Here is a 16248-nt window from a genome sequence, read left to right on the forward strand (position 1 = left end):
TGGTGCCGCTGGCCAAGGGCATCGAGATCGATCCGTCCCTGATCCGCGTTCCGGGCGAAGCCATCCGAGGCTACCGTGGCGCCAAGGCGGTCGACCTCGCCATCGTCAGCCGCGCCCCCGTTCCGCTGGACGGCGCGCCCACCAGCGAATTCGTGGTGTTCCGCGGCGGCGAGGGCCTGCGCGACCAGGTGGCGATCGTCGTCGGCAAGCCGGACCTGTCGAAGCCCGTTTCCGTGCGGCTGCACTCGGCCTGCCTCACGGGCGATCTCTTCGGCAGCCTCAAATGCGATTGTGGCGACCAGCTGCGCAATACGGTGCGCTTCATGGCCGAAGACGAGGGCGGGATCCTGCTCTATCTCGACCAGGAGGGGCGCGGGAACGGCATCAGCAACAAGATCCGCGCCTACAAGCTCCAGTCGCAGGGCTACGACACCTATGATGCCGATGAGGTGCTGGGCTTCGAGGCGGATCAGCGCCGCTTCGATTTCGCGGCCGTGATGCTGAAGGAGCTCGGCGTCGGCAAGGTCCGCCTGATGACCAATAATCCCGAGAAGATCGCAGCCCTCAGCCAGGCCGGGCTGGAGGTGATCTCCGATCACCGGGTGCTGGGCCGCCCTACGGCGGAGAACGTGAGCTATCTCGCCGCCAAGCGGGATCGGGCCGGGCACTATATCGATCTCGAGGGCATGCTCGCCTGCTCGAGCAAGGATTGAGACGCCCACTCAGCGGACAAGCCGTTTGACTGGTTGCAGGGCCTGAAGGTTCCTGTGGATTTTGCGCGCCATTCGTCCGGCAACTGCCGCGCAAGTCTCTGCAATCATTGCCTTCCAAATCCTGAAAAGCTCCGGTCTTGCAGCTTAAATGAGCTACGTATAGTATACTATACGTAGCTCATGAATCTGTGGAGACATCAACGCATGCTGCGTCAATTATCGCTTGTCCTGACCATTGCCGGGGGCCTGACGAGTGCCGCCCACGCCCACGGGATCTGGACAGCCCAACGCCACGGCGACATCGCCATCGTCTATGGTCACGGCGCCGGAGATGATGCCTACAAGCCGGAGAAAGTGAAAAGCGCCGTCTCGTATCTCGCCTCGGGCGAGAAGCGGGACAGCAAGGTCCTGCATCAAGTCAAGAACGCCCTGGTCGAACCCGCAGAGGATGCGGTCGCCCTGACGGTGATTCTCGACAACGGCATCTGGACGAAAGGTCCCGACGACAAGTCGGCCAACCGGCCGAAAAGCCAGGTGCCGGGAGCGCAGTCGGCGAGCCACTCGATCAAGATCAACACAACGATCCTGAAAAGCGGTGCTTCACTGAAACCGACCGGGCAGGGCCTCGAGATCGTGGCACTGGCCGATCCGATGACCCTGAAGATGGGAGACGATCTTCCCGTTCAGGTCTTTGCCGACGGCGAGCCGCTCGCGGGCGTTCCGCTCTACGTCGACTACGTGAACGACGGGCATGCCCAGAGCAACAAGACCGATGCGGAAGGGAAGGTGACGCTCTTCGTGCGCAATGATGGACTCAACGTGATCGGCGTCTCGCATGCAAAGAAGACGCCCGGCAACGCGGAGATCGATCAGGTGAGTTATTTCGCGACTCTGTCCTTCATTCTGCCGCACGGCGAGGATTGATCGGGGCAGAGTCAACTAGGTGAGAAACGGCTGGCCTCTCGCGGGAGAGGCCAGCCTTTTTGTTTAGCGCGCCGGCATGCCGGTCTCGACGATCTTTGCCCACAGCGAGACGCCGTAGGGGCTCGCCTCGTCGTTGAAGTCGTAGGCCGGGTGGTGGACGCCGGCCGTGTCGCCGTTGCCGAGGAAGATGTAGGCGCCCGGGCGCTGCTCCAGCATGTAGGAGAAATCCTCCGCGCCCATGAGCGGCGGCACGGTGGTGTCCACCGCGTTCTCGCCGGCAACCGCACGGGCGACGTTCGCCATGAACTCGGTCTTGTCGGGATCGTTCATGGTGACCGGATAGCCGCGGTCGTACTCGACCTCCGCTTTCGCCCCGAAGGCCGCGCACACGTTCTCGACGATGGCGCGGATGCGGGTCTCGGCGAGGTCGCGCACCTCCGGCGAGAGGGTGCGCACGGTGCCGAGCAGCATGGCGGTCTGCGGGATCACGTTGAAGGCCTCGCCCGCCTTCACGGTGCAGACGGACACCACAACGGATTCGAGCGGATCGGTGTTGCGGGACGCGATGGTCTGCAGGGCCGTGATCACATGCGCCGAGATCACCACCGGGTCGATGCAGTCATGCGGGCGCGCCGCGTGGCCGCCCTTGCCCTCGATGGTGATGGTGAAGCGATCGGCGGCCGCCATCATGGCGCCGGCCCGGATGGCGAACTGGCCCACGGGAATGCCCGGCATGTTGTGCATGCCATAGACCTCCTGCACGCCGAAGCGCTCCATGAGGCCGTCCTTCACCATCTCGTTGCCGCCGCCGCCGCCTTCCTCCGCGGGCTGGAAGATCACCACGGCGGTGCCGTCGAAGTTGCGCGTCTCGGCCAGGTACTTGGCGGCGCCCAGCAGCATGGCGGTGTGGCCATCATGGCCGCAGGCATGCATCTTGCCCGGCACCTTGGAGGTGTGCGGAACGTTCGTCGCTTCCTCGATGGGAAGCGCATCCATGTCGGCACGAAGGCCGATCACACGGCCTGAGTTGTTCGTGCGGCCCTTGATCACGCCGACGACGCCGGTCCGTCCGAGGCCCGTGACGACCTCGTCGCATCCGAAGCTCTTCAGCTTGTCGGCCACGATGCCGGCGGTGCGGTGAACGTCGAACAGGAGTTCCGGGTTTTCGTGGAAGTCGCGGCGCCAGGTGGTGATTTCATCGGCGAGATCGGCGACGCGGTTGATGATCGGCATGAGGGATCCTCGAGCAGGGAAGCAGGAACCCTCAGCCAAGCAGAGGCAGGGGCCTTCCGTCAACCGTTACGGCATGGCCTGCTGCAGGATGTCAGAACTTCTTGCGCAGGATGGCCTTGGGGCGGGTGGTGCGGAACTGCCCCCGCTCGATGGCCACAAAGATCAGAACGAGCACCACGAGCGCGGCGAACCACCAGACCTGCGTGGTGCCGATGCCGAGGCAGCCCAGGGCATAGGCACAGGCAAAGGCCGCCATGATGCCGGGCGCAACGGTGGCGCGGTGGCTCTGGACTCCCACCACGGCCCGGTAAAGCAGCAGGCTTGCCGCGACCGCTCCCACGAGGCCAAGCTCGTACCAGATCTCGAACAGCAGGGTGGAGGGGGCGTTCCGGGGAACCAAGCCGAAATACCGGCCGCGCAGGGCGGTTTCCAACCCGTGCCCTGTGAGCAGCCGCAGCGGCTCGTTGAGCACGACCTGGCGCCAGACCTCGAGGCTCGCCGTCACCGGTGCTCGCGCGCCGAAGAGGGCTGCTGCAAAGGGCTTGAGGAGAAAGGGCAGGAGCGGGGCGAGCAGCAGGAGGCCTGCCATCATCAACCCGACCAATCGCGGGCCGAGTCTGGGACTGGCCGCCGTCAGGACGAACACGACGGCGCCGGCGGCAAGACCGTAGAGGGGCAGTCCCTCCCGAGTGAGGAGGGCTGCCACCGCGACCGCCAGGGCCAGCGCGACGGCCTCCAGGTTTCTCCCGCGGGAGTGGAGCCAGGCAAGCGCCGGCCAGACCAGCAGGGCCAGCATGAGCATGCCGCGCTCGAGGCTCAGGCCCTCCGGGTCGAAGCGGCTGCTGCCCCGGAGCGCCAGGGGAATGCTGATCACGGCCGCCAAGCCCACGCCCACGGGCAGGAGATAGAGATTGGCCGCACGCATCCGTTCTGGCACGGCCAGATAGCCGCCCAGCCCCATGAGAATCATGCCCGCGATGTTGAAAAGACGTTCCGACCCCTCGGGCAGGAACGGCGTCCAGACCAGGGACAGCCCAGCCCAGAACAGCAGGACGAGCCCGGCAATCCCTCCGGTGGAGGTCGCGAGCGCCAGCATCTTCTCCCGGGCATGCCTTGCGCTGCCGTCCAGCACCGAGGCGAGAACCAGGAGAATCACCGCGAGCGGCGCCATCACCACCAGGGCGCGCCGCGTGAACAGGGCCGCCAGGGGAACGGCGAAAAACAGGATCGCGAAGCCGAGGCGCCGCAGCATGGCGGCGGCGTCGGCGGAAGGGTTGGCCGTCTGGGAAACGGGGCGGACCATGCGGTGGGCTATCGACCTTGGGACGTTCAGGGACCGGGAGCCTAATGGACGAAGTCGCCAAAAGCTGTAGGTGTCGTGCAACACATCCTGTTCCTTTGTGTCCCCTTCCGGAGTTCGCGACCTCCATGTCATCGAGCGCCAAGACCACCGGCAAGCACCTCCTCCTGGTCGGCGGCGGGCACGCTCATGTTCTGGTGCTGGAAGCCTTTGCCCGCAATCCTGAGCCGGGCCTGACCATCACCCTCGTCAGCAAAGATCGCCTGACACCCTATTCGGGCATGCTGCCGGGGCATTTGGCCGGAACCTACACAAGGGACGAGATCCACATCGATCTGGAGCGGCTCGCCCGTGCCGCCGGCGCCGGACTGATTCTGGATGACGCTGTCGGGTTCGACAGGGCTGCGCGGCGCGTGCGGCTGAAAGGTGGCAAGGCGCTCGCCTACGACATCCTCTCGGTCGATATCGGCATCACGCCGGATCTGTCGGGGATTGCCGGAGCGCAGGAGCATGCGCTCGCGGTCAAACCCATCGGCAGCCTGCTGCAAAAATGGGACCGGCTTGTGGAGAGCGCCGTCGCGCCGAACGGACCGCGCCGATTCGCCATCGTCGGCGGAGGGGCTGCCGGGATCTGCCTCGCCTTTGCGGTCCAGGCTTTCTTCACGGCGCAGGTGAGCGTTCCCATTGAGGTGTCGCTGATCGGCTCATCCGAGGCGCCGGGCATCCATGCCGGCATGCGCAGACGCATCGCGCAGGCACTCAAGCGCCGCCGGATTGCGGTTCATGCCGAGGATGCAGCTGTGCGCATTGATCAGAATGGCGTGACTCTCGCGAGCGGCCGGTTCGTGCCGGCCGATGCCGTGCTGGTCTCAACCCATGCCGCGCCGCCGCCGGTGCTCGCCGCGACGGACTGGGCCAAGGACGAGAGCGGTTTTCTGGCCACAGGTCCCACGCTCCAGATCCTGAATGATGAAACCGCTTTCGCCGCCGGCGACTGCGCGACAATGATCGCGCATCCGCGCCCCAAGGCCGGCGTCTTCGCCGTGCGGCAGGGGCCTGTGCTGGCGCGCAACCTGAGACGGGCCCTTCGGGGCGAGCCACTTGAGAACTACATTCCGCAGCGCGATCACCTGCTGCTGATTGCAACGGGCGACGGCCGCGCCATCGGCGGTCGCGGCCGGTTTCTCGCCTTCGAGGGCCGCCTCGCGTGGCGGCTGAAGGATGTCATCGACCGGCGCTTCATGCGCCGGTTCGAGCTTTAGCTCTTCTGCCCGCGGATGAAGTTGATGATGCCGCTGTAGTCGTCGCCCTCGTGCCCGGACGCATTGAAGAGGGAAAAGAGCTGCGTGGCTTCCGCGCCGAGCGGTGTCGACGCGCCCGAGGTCAGAGCCGCCTCCTGTGAGAGCTTCAGGTCCTTGAGCATGAGGGCCGCTGCGAAACCCGGCTTGTAGCCGTTATTGGCCGCCGATGTGGGGACCAGATCCGGCACGGGGCAGTGGTTCATCAGCGCCCAGCACTGGCCCGAGGAGGTAGAGGCCACGTCGAAGAGCGCCTGATGCGAGAGCCCAAGCTTTTCGGCCAGCACGAAAGCTTCCGACACGCCGATCATCGAGATGCCGAGGATCATGTTGTTGCAGATCTTCGCCGCCTGACCGGCGCCCGCCTCGCCGCAATGCACGACGCGTCGGCCCATCTTTGACAGGATCGGCTCGGCCCGGTCGAAGGCTTGCCTGGCGCCGCCCGTCATGAAGGTGAGCGTTGCGCCCTTCGCGCCGCCGACGCCGCCGGAAACCGGCGCATCGAGGCTCATCAGGTTACGCGCCTGCTCACCGGCCATCCCATGCGCCTTGCGGGCGCTCTCCACATCGACCGTGGAGCAGTCGATGATCAGCGCACCCTCCTTCACGGATGGCAGAATATCGGTCCAGACCGAGAGCACGTGCTTGCCGGCCGGCAGCATGGTGACGACGATCTCGGCATTCTGCACCGCATCAAGTGTGGAGGAAGCGATGTTCACGCCGTCGCTCTTCGCCTGATCGCAGGAGGCGGGCGACAGGTCGAAGCCGGTGACCCTGTGCCCGGCCTTGACGAGATTGGCCGCCATGGGGCCGCCCATGTTGCCGAGGCCGATGAACGCGATGCTGGTCATGATAATCCTCCCGTGTTGTCGTGTGACGCTTCTACCCATCAGAGGCGTCCCGTTATCTTGCTCAAGATATTATGCGCGCCGCGCCACCCACAGGGCCCCCGCGAGCGAAAAGCCGTAGAACCACAGCATCAGCGATCCAAACACCTTGTCGAGGGCGGGGTCGAGCCGCGGGAAGAACACCGCGAAATGCGAGCCGACGGCGGCCATGATCAGCATGCCCGGAACGGCGACGAGCGCCATGGCCTGCACCGCCGCTTTCCTGGGGGCCTGCAGGATGCGGTGCATGAGCAGCCCCAGCATCAGCCCGAGTGTGGCGCCTGCCGTGAAGTTGAGCTGGAACGGCCGACGTCCGTCGAGGAAGAACCACGGACCTGCAAAGTGGAACAGCGCGAAGATCGCAGCACTGATGCCGAAGCCGAGACCAATCGATCTGAAGGCGATGCTCATCATGCCCCAAGCCTCATCCTGAGGTGCCGCTGAAAGCGGCGTCTCGAAGGAGGCTCCAGTGAGCACTGGAGACGCCCTGATCCTTCGAGACGGACCTGACGGTCCTCCTCAGGATGAGGGCTAGTGGGGAGAGCGTGCTTCTCAAGGTCACCGATTCCCGCGCCCCACCAGATCGCGCGCCACGATCAGGCGCATGATCTCGTTGGTGCCCTCCAGGATCTGGTGCACGCGCAGATCGCGCACGATCTTCTCCACGCCGTAATCGGCGAGATAACCGTAACCGCCATGGAGCTGCAGGGCATCGTTCGCCACCTGGAAGCCCACATCGGTGGCCATGCGCTTGGCCATGGCGCAGAGCTTGGTGGCGTCGAGCGCCTTGGCATCCAGCGCCGAGGCCGCGCGCCACAGGAAGGTGCGCGCCGCTTCGAGTTCGGTGGCCATGTCGGCGAGCTTGAACTGCAGCGCCTGGAAATCCGCAATGCGCTTGCCGAAAGCCTTGCGGTCGCCCGTATAGGCGAGCGCCTTGTCGAGGGCTGACTGCGCGCCGCCCAGTGAGCACGCGCCGATGTTGATGCGCCCGCCGTCGAGGCCCGACATCGCGATCTTGAAGCCCTGGCCTTCGTCGGAGAGCCGGTTGGCCACGGGCACGCGCACATCCTCGAAGATCACCGCGGCGGTGGGCTGCGCGTTCCAGCCCATCTTCTTCTCCTGCGCGCCGAAAGACACGCCGGGCATATCCTTCTCGATCACGAGGGTCGAGATGCCGGAGGGGCCTTCCTCGCCGGTGCGCACCATTGTCACGTAGATGTCCGAGGTGCCGGCGCCGGAGATGAACTGCTTCACGCCGTTGACCACATAATGGTCGCCGTCGCGCACGGCTTTCGTTTTCAGCGCCGCCGCATCCGAGCCCGAGCCCGGCTCGGTCAGGCAATAGCTCGCGATCAGCTCCATGGTAGCCAGGCGCGGGATATAGCGCTGGCGCTGCTCCTCGTTGCCATAGCGGTCGATCATCCAGGCGGCCATGTTGTGGATCGACAGATACGCCGACACCGCCGGGCAGCCCGTGGCGAGCGCCTCGAAGATCAGTGCCGCGTCGAGCCGCGTCATGCCCGATCCGCCCACATCGTCGCGGGTGTAGATCGCCGCCATGCCCAAGGCTGCCGCCTCACGCATCACATCCACGGGAAAATGCTTCTTCTCGTCCCATTCGAGGGCATGGGGCGCGAGGTTGTCCGCCGCGAAGGCCAGCGCCATGTCGCGGACGGCGATTTGATCGTCGGTGAGGGAAAACTGGGTCATAGCCTCAATCGTCATACCGGAGGGGTTTTGGGCAACCATGACTTTCGATCTAGGGCGTCTCCAGCCAAAGAGGATGCCATGGATAGGCTCTCATAGGCGACATGGTCCATGCCGGATCCTGCCCCATCTGAAACTCAGTTCCATTTGACCGATTGGGCAGGGGAGATAGGAGCCGATGCTGCAGGATCGAATCATTCAGGCTGTTTCCTCTGCTCTCCTGGACCATGAGGAACTGCGGGCATTGTTCCTTGTCGGCAGCTTCGGCAAGGGCACCGCAGATGCATACAGCGACATCGATTTCCTGGCCGTGATCGAGGAGAGCAAGAAGGCAGAGTTCCCGTCGATCTGGCGAAAAACCCTGGAAAGCATCTCCCCTGTCGTCTTCTGGAATCAGAGGCCGCTCGGCGGCATCCTGATCAATGCCGTCACGGCGGATTGGGTGCGCTGCGACCTTGCCATTCCTGCGGACAACAGGCTCAATCACAGGTCGAAAGACACTGTCCGGGTTTTGATCGACCGGGATGGTCTGTACGAGACATTGCCGTCGCACCTTGCCTACAAGGGCCCTAATACGGGTCGGGTCACTTATCTCATCAACGAGTTCATCCGCGTCCTGGGCCTGCTCAGCGTCGGCATGGGGCGCGGCGAGTATTTTCTGGGGACGGTCGGAGCAGGCCTGCTCCGGGATCATTTGTCGAGCCTCCTGGTGGAGGAGACGGGGATTCCCGATCCGGGCGGCGCCCTCCACCTGAGCCGCCTGCTTTCCGCCGATCAGATGCAGGTTCTCCTGAGCCTTCCGTTCCCGAAGCCTGAACGCAGGTCAATCATCGAAGCCCATCTTGCGACCGCCCGCGCATTCATGCCGAGGGCGCGGGCCATGGCGAAAAAGCTCGACATTCCCTGGCCGCAGCCCTTCGAGGACGCGACCCTCCGGAACCTGCAGCGACAGTTCGGTGAAGAGTTCGACGTGAGCTGGTAGCGCTCAGATTGTCTGGACTTGGAGCACGAACGAAAGCCGCCGCTCTCAGGTTGAGAGCGGCGGCAATGGGTTCTGCGAGTAAGCTTTCAGGCTGCTTTACTTCATCGTCGGAATGGAGAACTCCGCGCCTTCCTTGATGCCGGAGGGCCAGCGGGACGTGACGGTCTTCGTCTTGGTGTAGAAGCGGACCGCGTCCGGGCCGTGCTGGTTGAGGTCGCCGAAGCCGGAGGCCTTCCAGCCGCCGAAGGTGTAGTAGGCGAGCGGCACAGGGATCGGCACGTTGATGCCGACCATGCCCACGTTGACGCGCGAGGCGAAGTCGCGGGCGGCGTCGCCGTCGCGGGTATAGATCGCGACGCCGTTGCCGTATTCGTGGTCGGAGGGCAGGCGCAGGGCATCTTCGTAGTCCTTGGCGCGCACCACCGAGAGCACGGGGCCAAAAATCTCTTCCTTGTAGATGCGCATATCGGTGGTCACCTCGTCGAAGAGGCAGCCGCCCATGTAGAAGCCGTTCTCGTAGCCCTGCATCTTGAAGTCGCGGCCGTCGACCACAAGCTTGGCGCCTTCCTGCACGCCGATGTCCACATAGGAGCGCACCTTCTCCATGTGCGCCCGGGTGATCATCGGGCCGAAATCGGCCGACGGATCGGTGGAGGAGCCGACCTTCAGGCTTTCCACGCGCGGGATCAGCTTATCCATGAGCGCGTCGGCGGTGGCGCGGCCCACCGGCACCGCCACCGAGATCGCCATGCAGCGCTCGCCCGCCGAGCCGTAGCCGGCGCCGATGAGCGCGTCCGCCGCCTGGTCGAGATCGGCGTCGGGCATGATGATCATGTGGTTCTTCGCGCCGCCGAAGCACTGGGCGCGCTTGCCGTTGGCGGTGGCGCGGGAATAGACGTATTGCGCGATCGGCGAGGAGCCGACGAAGCCCACGGCCTTGATGTCGGGATCGTCGAGGATCGCGTCCACCACTTCTTTGTCGCCATTGACCACGTTGAGGATGCCGGCCGGAAGGCCCGCCTCCATCATGAGCTCGGCGAGGCGCATGGGCACGCCCGGATCGCGCTCGGAGGGTTTCAGGATGAAGGCGTTGCCGCAGGCGATGGCAGGCGACAGCTTCCACAGCGGGATCATGGCCGGGAAGTTGAACGGCGTGATGCCGGCCACCACGCCCAGCGGCTGGCGGATCGAATACATGTCGATGCCGGGGCCGGCGCCTTCCGTGAACTCGCCCTTGAGCAGGTGCGGGATGCCGGTGCAGAACTCCGCCACCTCGACGCCGCGCTGGATGTCGCCCTTGGCGTCCACGATGGTCTTGCCGTGCTCGCGGGCGAGCATCTCGGCCAGCGGATCCATCTCCTTGGCGATGAGTTCCAGGAACTTCATCATCACGCGGGCGCGGCGCTGCGGGTTGGTGGCGGCCCAGGCCGGCTGCGCAGCCTTGGCGTTCTCCACCGCCTGGCGCAGCTCGTCCTTGGACGCGAGCGCGACCCGGCCGATGGTCTCGCCGGTCATGGGCTGGAAGAATTCGGTGGTGCGGCCCGATTTGCCGGCAACCTGCTTGCCGCCGATGAAGTGTCCGACCTCGCGCATGGCGTCTCTCCTCCTGATGAGTATTTTTCGTGCCCTTCTTCTATCATTGTTGAAATCGCACGACTATGGGTGAAGCTGAGGCACCGTTGTGCGAAAACGCCAATATGGTGGGGCGGACATGAGCGCATTCGATTGGGACGATCTCCGCTTCTTCCTGGCCGTCGCCCGCGCCGGGCGGCTCACGGCCGCCGCCCGGCAGCTGGAGGCGGACCACACCACCGTGTCGCGCCGCATCTCGGCGCTCGAAGCCTCGCTCAAGGCCAAGCTGTTCGAGCGCAGCCCTCAAGGCTACACCCTCACAGAGCCCGGCGAGCGGCTGCTCGGTCATGCGGAGGCCATGGAGACCCAGGCGCTGTCCGTGGCGAGCGAACTGGGAGGCGCGGATCTCGCGCTCACGGGCACCGTGCGCATCGGCGCGCCGGACGGGATCGGCACCTATTTCCTCGCCCCAGAACTCGGGGCGCTGGCCGAGCGGCACCCAGGGCTCACTCTCCAGCTCGTGGCGCTCCCCCGCACCTTCTCCCTGTCCAAGCGCGAGGCCGACATCGCCGTGACCCTGGAACAGCCCACGGAAGGGCGTCTCGTGTCGCGCAAGCTCACGGATTACCGGCTCCGGCTCTATGCCTCGCAGGACTATCTCGCCCGTCACGGGCCGATCACAGAGTTGGCGGACCTTTCGGGCAAGACCCTCGTGACCTATGTGGCGGACCTGCTCTACAGCCCGGTGCTCGACTATTTCTCAGGGATCGAGAAACACACCTCCCGCCGTTTCGAGTGCGCCAGCGTGGTGGCGCAGGCCGAGGCCGTACGGGCGGGGATCGGCATCGGCATCCTGCACGATTACGCCGTGCGGTCCTTCCCGGAACTCGAGGTGGTGCTGCCCGAGGTCTCCTATCTTCGCACCTACTGGCTCGTGACCCATGCGGATGTCCGGAACCTCCGACGCGTGGAGGAGGTCTATTCCTTCATCCTGAGCCGCGTGAGGGCGAACCGGGGGCTGTTTGTCTGAGGCTTTGCTCTTCACGCGGGCGCCCTGAGGGACTAAGTCAAATCCAAACGAACCCCACGGAGATCCCGATGTCCTCCAAGCTCGACCAATTGCGCGCCATGACGGTCGTCGTCGCCGATACGGGCGACCTCGATGCGGTGCGCCGCCTGAAGCCCCAGGACTGCACCACCAACCCGACCCTGCTCCTGAAGGCGGTGGAGACCCCGGCCTATGGCCACATCATCGACGAGGCCCTGGCCTGGGGCCGCGCCCAAGGCGGCTCACGGGAGGGCGTGATCGAGGCGATCTGCGACCGGCTCGCCGTAGCTTTCGGCGCCGAGCTCGCCGGCATCGTGCCGGGCCGGGTTTCGACGGAGGTGGACGCGGACCTCTCCTTCGACACGGAGGCGACGCTTGCCAAGGCGCGGGCCATCATCAAGGCTTATGAGGCGCTTGGCATCGGGCGCGAGCGCATCCTCATCAAGATTGCCGCGACTTGGGAAGGCATCCGCGCGGCGGAAGTGCTCCAGAAGGAAGGCATCGACTGCAACCTCACGCTCCTGTTCAGCCAGGTGCAGGCCCAGGCCTGCGCGGAAGCCGGCGTGTTCCTGATCTCGCCCTTCGTCGGCCGCATCCTCGACTGGCACGTGAAGGCAGGCGGCGGACCCTATACCGGTGAAACCGATCCGGGCGTGCTCTCCGTGCGCAAGATCTATGCGTCGTACAAGGCGCAAGGGATCAAGACCGTGGTGATGGGCGCGTCCTTCCGCAACATCGGCGAAATCGAAGCGCTCGCGGGCTGCGACCGCCTCACCATCTCGCCCGCGCTGCTCGACGAGCTGGCCGGCTCGCAAGGCGAGCTGCCGCGCAAGCTCTCGGCCGATAACGTGGAAAAGATCGCGCCGCTGCCGCGCACGGACGAGAAGAGCTTCCGCTTCGCCATGAACGAAGATGCCATGGCGTCCGAAAAGCTCTCCGAGGGCATCCGCTCCTTCGTCAAGGACCTGCGTTCGCTGCGCAGCCTCGTGGCGCAGCGCCTGGATGAGGCGAAGGCGGCTTAAATCTGCACAACACTGTCATTCCGGGGCCGCGCAACGGAGCCCGGAATCCATAACCGCTAACGGAACAGAAAAGGCGCTGTGTGATCTGCAGCGCCTTTTTCTTGAGATGTCGTGTTTATGGATTCCGGGCTCGGCCTATGGCCGCCCCGGAATGACAGTGGAGGGTTACTTCTTCTCCGCCAACGCCTTTTCGCGGATCGCGGACAGCGACATGCTCGGCGTGATCGCTTCCGGGTCGAGGATGCAGTGCAGGATCGCGGGCTTGCTGGAGGTGAGCGCGCGCTGGAGGGCCGCGGCGAAGTCCTCGGTCAGCTCGACGCGCTCGCCATAGCCGCCGAAGGCGCGGGCGTAGGCGGCGAAGTCCGGGTTCTGCAGCATGGTGGCCGAGACGCGGCCGGGATATTCGCGCTCCTGGTGCATGCGGATCGTGCCGTACATGCCGTTGTCGAGCAGGATCACCAGAATCGGCAGGTCGTACTGCACGGCGGTGGCGAATTCCTGCCCGTTCATGAGGAAGTCACCGTCGCCGGCGAACACCACCACGGGGCTGTCGGGCCGCAGGCGCTTGGCGCCGACCGCTGCCGGCACCCCATAGCCCATGGAGCCGGAGGTGGGGGCGAGCTGCGTGCCGTATTCACGGAACGGCCAGAAGCGGTGCACCCAGGTGGCGAAGTTGCCGGCACCATTGCAGAAGATCGTGTCAGTCGGCATCACCTCGCGCAGGTGCCGCATCACCTGGCCCATCTGCAGGGCGCCGGGATGCTTGATCTCGCTCGGATCGCTCCAGGCCAGATAGCTTTCATGCGCCGCCTTCGTTCCTTCGCTCCAGGGCAGCGAAGCCGGTGGATGCACGGCCTCCAGCGCTGCCGTGAAGGCGTTGGGTGAAGCGTTGATGGCAAGATGCGGCGCGTAGACACGGCCGAGTTCGCTCGAATCGGGATGGATGTGCACCAAGGTCTGCTTCGGCGCCGGAATGTCGAGCAGCGTATAGGCCTGACTCGGAATCTCGGAGAGGCGCCCGCCAACGAGCAGGACGAGGTCGGCCTCCTTGATGCGCGCGAGCAGCTTCGGATTCACGCCGAGCCCGAGATCGCCGATATAGGAGGCGTGGTCGGCGGGAAACAGCATCTGGCGGCGGAACGTGCAGGCGACCGGCAGCTCGAAGCGCTCGGCGAAACGCACGAAGCGCTGCACGGCGTCTTCCGACCAGCGGCTGCCGCCGAGCAGCGCGATCGGCTTCTTCGCGCCGTGCAGGAGCTTCTGCAATTCGGCCATCTGGGCGGGACCGGGATGGGTCTCGATGACCTGATAGCGCGGCGCGTCGGCCACAGCGGCCATCTCGGTGAGCACGTCTTCCGGCAGCGCGATCACAACGGGGCCGGGACGGCCCGAGGTGGCCACGTGGAAGGCGCGGGAGACGATCTCGGGAAAGCGCGCCGGATCGTCCACTTCCGTGGCCCATTTGGCCAGTGGCCCGAAGGCGGCGCGGTAGTCGAGCTCCTGGAACGCCTCGCGCTCGCGCATGCCGCGCTCGATCTGGCCGACGAACAGGATCATCGGGGTGGAGTCCTGCTTGGCGATGTGGATGCCCGGTGAGGCGTTGGTCGCGCCGGGACCGCGGGTGACGAAGCAGATGCCGGGGCGGCCGGTGAGCTTGCCGTAGGCCTCCGCCATCATAGCTGCGCCGCCTTCCTGGCGGCAGACCGTGATATCGATGTTCGCGTCATGCAGCGCGTCGAGTGCCGCGAGATAGCTCTCGCCCGGAACGCAGAAGATGTGATCGACGCCGTGAAGGGTCAGCTGATCGACAAGAATCTGGCCGCCGGTGCGGGAGGGCGCTGTCATGAATGGCTCACGATGTAAGGGTGGGTCTGAATAGAAAAACGGAGGGCATTTCTGCCCTCCGCGGTGTGGTTCAAAACGATCAGGCGTCCACGTCGAACTTCACGCCCTGGGCGAGGGGAAGCGTGTTGCCGTAATTGACCGTGTTGGTGGCGCGGCGCATGTACGCCTTCCACGAATCCGAGCCGGATTCACGTCCGCCGCCCGTCTCCTTCTCGCCGCCGAAGGCTCCGCCGATCTCGGCGCCCGAGGGGCCGATATTCACGTTGGCGATGCCGCAATCGGAGCCCGTGGCCGAGATGAAGGCCTCGGCCTCGCGCATGTTGAGCGTGAAGATCGAGGAGGAGAGGCCGGCGCCGACCGCGTTGTGGAGCGCGATCACCTCGTCGAAGTCGGAGTAGCGCATCACGTAGAGGATCGGCGCGAAGGTCTCGCGCGTCACCGGGCCGGTCTGGCCAGGCATCTCCACGAGGGCGGGACGGGCATAGATGCCGTCGCCCGCCACATCCGTGTAGCGTCCGCCGCCATGCACCTTGCCGCCGGCCGCGCGGGCTTCATCCAGCGCGCGCTCCATGCCGTCGAAAGCAGCCTGGTCGATCAGCGGGCCCACAAGCGTGCCGGTCTCGCGCGGATCGCCGATCTTCACGCTGCCATAAACCTTGGCGAGACGTGGCACGAGGCTGTCATAGACGCTCTCGTGCACGAAGAGGCGGCGCAGGGTCGTGCAGCGCTGGCCGGCCGTGCCCATGGCGGCAAACGCGATGCCGCGCAGCGCAAGGTCGAGGTCGGCCGAGGGAGCGACGATCGCGGCGTTGTTGCCGCCGAGCTCCAGGATGGCGCGGGCAAAGCGCTGGGCCAACTTCGGGCCGACCTGACGGCCCATGGCGGTGGAGCCGGTGGCGGAGAGGATCGGCACACGGGTGTCTTCCACGAGGATCTCGCCGACCTCGCGGCCACCGAGCAGCACCTCGCACAGGCCTTCCGGCACGCCGCCGAAGCGCTTGGCTGCGCGCTCCACGATGGCCTGCGTGGCCAGCGCCGTGAGCAGGGTCTTCTCGGACGGCTTCCACACCACGCTGTCGCCGCACACGAGCGCGAGCGCCGCGTTCCACGACCACACGGCCACGGGGAAGTTGAAGGCGGAGATCACGCCGCAGACGCCGAGCGGATGCCAGGTTTCCATCATGCGGTGATCGGCGCGCTCGGTGGCGATGGTGAGCCCGTAGAGCTGGCGCGAGAGGCCGACGGCGAAATCGCAGATGTCGATCATCTCCTGCACCTCGCCGAGGCCCTCGGAGACGATCTTCCCGGCTTCCAGGGTCACGAGGCGGCCGAGGTCGTCCTTGGTGGCGCGCAGCTCCTCGCCGAGCAGGCGGATGAACTCGCCGCGCCGGGGCGCCGGAATCTTGCGCCAGGCCTTGAAGGCGGCGTCGGCCCGGCCGATGGCGGCCTTGGCCTCCTCCGGCGTGGTCTCGCGCACATGGGCGATCACCTCGCCGGTGATCGGGGAGCGGGCCGGGCGGCCACTGGGCGCGAAGGAGCTGTCCGGCACGCCGAGGCGCGCGAGAATGGCGCGGGCCTCGTCCGCCACGGAGGCAGGCGCGGAGGATACGGGTTTCAGGCTCGCGGTCATGGTTTATCTCCCTCGATGCGGGCTTAGGGCTCAGCATAAGGCCCCGGCCATCGCTTGGTCTTGGAACGAAACGACGGCGGCTGTCAG

The 16248-nt window shown here is 65.7% G+C and carries 14 protein-coding genes; 6 read left to right on the plus strand and 8 right to left on the minus strand.

Annotated elements, in window-relative coordinates; genetic code table 11:
• Together ribA and IC232_RS17200 are read left to right on the plus strand one after the other, a co-directional pair.
• The coding region (gene ribA, locus IC232_RS17195) for a GTP cyclohydrolase II RibA (protein ID WP_246812263.1) at positions 1-713 on the plus strand (713 nt) is incomplete at its 5' end.
• Positions 714-917: 204 nt separating this feature from the next.
• Complete coding sequence (locus IC232_RS17200; RefSeq protein WP_190846210.1) at positions 918-1637, plus strand: DUF4198 domain-containing protein; 720 nt, start codon at positions 918-920, stop codon at positions 1635-1637.
• Between the two features lie 63 nt (positions 1638-1700).
• On the opposite strand, the gene IC232_RS17205 is transcribed toward IC232_RS17200, so the two are convergent.
• Together IC232_RS17205 and IC232_RS17210 are read right to left on the minus strand one after the other, a co-directional pair.
• Positions 1701-2870 (minus strand): M20 aminoacylase family protein, encoded by a 1170-nt coding sequence (locus IC232_RS17205; RefSeq protein WP_190846211.1) that lies wholly within the window; start codon positions 2868-2870, stop codon positions 1701-1703.
• A gap of 91 nt (positions 2871-2961) precedes the next feature.
• Positions 2962-4173 (minus strand): peptide ABC transporter permease, encoded by a 1212-nt coding sequence (locus IC232_RS17210; protein WP_190846212.1) that lies wholly within the window; start codon positions 4171-4173, stop codon positions 2962-2964.
• Positions 4174-4298: 125 nt separating this feature from the next.
• Here IC232_RS17210 and IC232_RS17215 point away from each other — a divergent pair, with 125 nt between their 5' ends.
• Positions 4299-5432, plus strand: a complete 1134-nt coding sequence (locus IC232_RS17215) for an FAD-dependent oxidoreductase (protein ID WP_190846213.1) — start codon at positions 4299-4301, stop codon at positions 5430-5432.
• On the opposite strand, the gene mmsB is transcribed toward IC232_RS17215, so the two are convergent.
• The 3 genes from mmsB to IC232_RS17230 all read right to left on the minus strand — a co-directional run bounded on the left by mmsB (position 5429) and on the right by IC232_RS17230 (position 8065).
• Positions 5429-6319: a 3-hydroxyisobutyrate dehydrogenase gene (gene mmsB / locus IC232_RS17220; protein ID WP_190846214.1), complete on the minus strand. Its 891-nt coding sequence runs from the start codon at positions 6317-6319 to the stop codon at positions 5429-5431. The two genes, IC232_RS17215 and mmsB, sit on opposite strands and share 4 nt — an antisense overlap.
• A gap of 69 nt (positions 6320-6388) precedes the next feature.
• On the minus strand, positions 6389-6769 hold the full coding sequence (locus tag IC232_RS17225) for a DUF5367 family protein (protein ID WP_190846215.1): 381 nt from the start codon (positions 6767-6769) through the stop codon (positions 6389-6391).
• A 144-nt stretch (positions 6770-6913) separates the two neighbouring features.
• Positions 6914-8065 carry an isobutyryl-CoA dehydrogenase gene (locus IC232_RS17230; RefSeq protein ID WP_190846216.1) on the minus strand — a complete coding sequence of 384 codons (1152 nt, stop codon included), beginning with the start codon at positions 8063-8065 and terminating at the stop codon, positions 6914-6916.
• Between the two features lie 175 nt (positions 8066-8240).
• Between IC232_RS17230 and IC232_RS17235 the strand changes: the two genes are divergently transcribed.
• Positions 8241-9044, plus strand: a complete 804-nt coding sequence (locus IC232_RS17235; protein WP_190846217.1) for an aminoglycoside 6-adenylyltransferase — start codon at positions 8241-8243, stop codon at positions 9042-9044.
• 96 nt (positions 9045-9140) lie between these two features.
• Here the strand turns inward: IC232_RS17235 and IC232_RS17240 are convergent, their stop codons facing one another.
• Positions 9141-10637, minus strand: coding sequence for a CoA-acylating methylmalonate-semialdehyde dehydrogenase (locus tag IC232_RS17240; RefSeq protein ID WP_190846218.1), 1497 nt, complete (start codon positions 10635-10637; stop codon positions 9141-9143).
• A gap of 118 nt (positions 10638-10755) precedes the next feature.
• On the opposite strand from IC232_RS17240, the gene IC232_RS17245 reads away from it, so the two are divergent.
• Together IC232_RS17245 and tal are read left to right on the plus strand one after the other, a co-directional pair.
• Positions 10756-11646 carry a LysR family transcriptional regulator gene (locus IC232_RS17245; protein ID WP_190846219.1) on the plus strand — a complete coding sequence of 297 codons (891 nt, stop codon included), beginning with the start codon at positions 10756-10758 and terminating at the stop codon, positions 11644-11646.
• A gap of 68 nt (positions 11647-11714) precedes the next feature.
• A complete protein-coding gene (gene tal, locus IC232_RS17250) occupies positions 11715-12686 on the plus strand; it encodes a transaldolase (protein ID WP_190846220.1) in 972 nt (323 codons plus the stop codon).
• Between the two features lie 165 nt (positions 12687-12851).
• Here the strand turns inward: tal and IC232_RS17255 are convergent, their stop codons facing one another.
• Both IC232_RS17255 and IC232_RS17260 read right to left on the minus strand, forming a co-directional pair.
• On the minus strand, positions 12852-14531 hold the full coding sequence (locus IC232_RS17255) for a thiamine pyrophosphate-binding protein (RefSeq protein ID WP_190846221.1): 1680 nt from the start codon (positions 14529-14531) through the stop codon (positions 12852-12854).
• Between the two features lie 79 nt (positions 14532-14610).
• Positions 14611-16161, minus strand: coding sequence for an aldehyde dehydrogenase family protein (locus tag IC232_RS17260; RefSeq protein WP_190846222.1), 1551 nt, complete (start codon positions 16159-16161; stop codon positions 14611-14613).
• Positions 16162-16248: the final 87 nt, after the last annotated feature.

Source organism: Microvirga sp. (assembly GCF_014699075.1).
Taxonomy (GTDB): domain Bacteria; phylum Pseudomonadota; class Alphaproteobacteria; order Rhizobiales; family Beijerinckiaceae; genus Microvirga.

Bases quoted from the DNA above. Each gene is read 5' to 3' on its own strand.
- IC232_RS17200 (WP_190846210.1), top strand. From the start codon at position 918: ATGCTGCGTCAATTATCGCTTGTCCTGACCATTGCCGGGGGCCTGACG.
- IC232_RS17205 (WP_190846211.1), bottom strand. From the start codon at position 2,870: ATGCCGATCATCAACCGCGTCGCCGATCTCGCCGATGAAATCACCACC.
- IC232_RS17210 (WP_190846212.1), bottom strand. From the start codon at position 4,173: ATGGTCCGCCCCGTTTCCCAGACGGCCAACCCTTCCGCCGACGCCGCC.
- IC232_RS17215 (WP_190846213.1), top strand. From the start codon at position 4,299: ATGTCATCGAGCGCCAAGACCACCGGCAAGCACCTCCTCCTGGTCGGC.
- mmsB (WP_190846214.1), bottom strand. From the start codon at position 6,319: ATGACCAGCATCGCGTTCATCGGCCTCGGCAACATGGGCGGCCCCATG.
- IC232_RS17225 (WP_190846215.1), bottom strand. From the start codon at position 6,769: ATGATGAGCATCGCCTTCAGATCGATTGGTCTCGGCTTCGGCATCAGT.
- IC232_RS17230 (WP_190846216.1), bottom strand. From the start codon at position 8,065: ATGACCCAGTTTTCCCTCACCGACGATCAAATCGCCGTCCGCGACATG.
- IC232_RS17235 (WP_190846217.1), top strand. From the start codon at position 8,241: ATGCTGCAGGATCGAATCATTCAGGCTGTTTCCTCTGCTCTCCTGGAC.
- IC232_RS17240 (WP_190846218.1), bottom strand. From the start codon at position 10,637: ATGCGCGAGGTCGGACACTTCATCGGCGGCAAGCAGGTTGCCGGCAAA.
- IC232_RS17245 (WP_190846219.1), top strand. From the start codon at position 10,756: ATGAGCGCATTCGATTGGGACGATCTCCGCTTCTTCCTGGCCGTCGCC.
- tal (WP_190846220.1), top strand. From the start codon at position 11,715: ATGTCCTCCAAGCTCGACCAATTGCGCGCCATGACGGTCGTCGTCGCC.
- IC232_RS17255 (WP_190846221.1), bottom strand. From the start codon at position 14,531: ATGACAGCGCCCTCCCGCACCGGCGGCCAGATTCTTGTCGATCAGCTG.
- IC232_RS17260 (WP_190846222.1), bottom strand. From the start codon at position 16,161: ATGACCGCGAGCCTGAAACCCGTATCCTCCGCGCCTGCCTCCGTGGCG.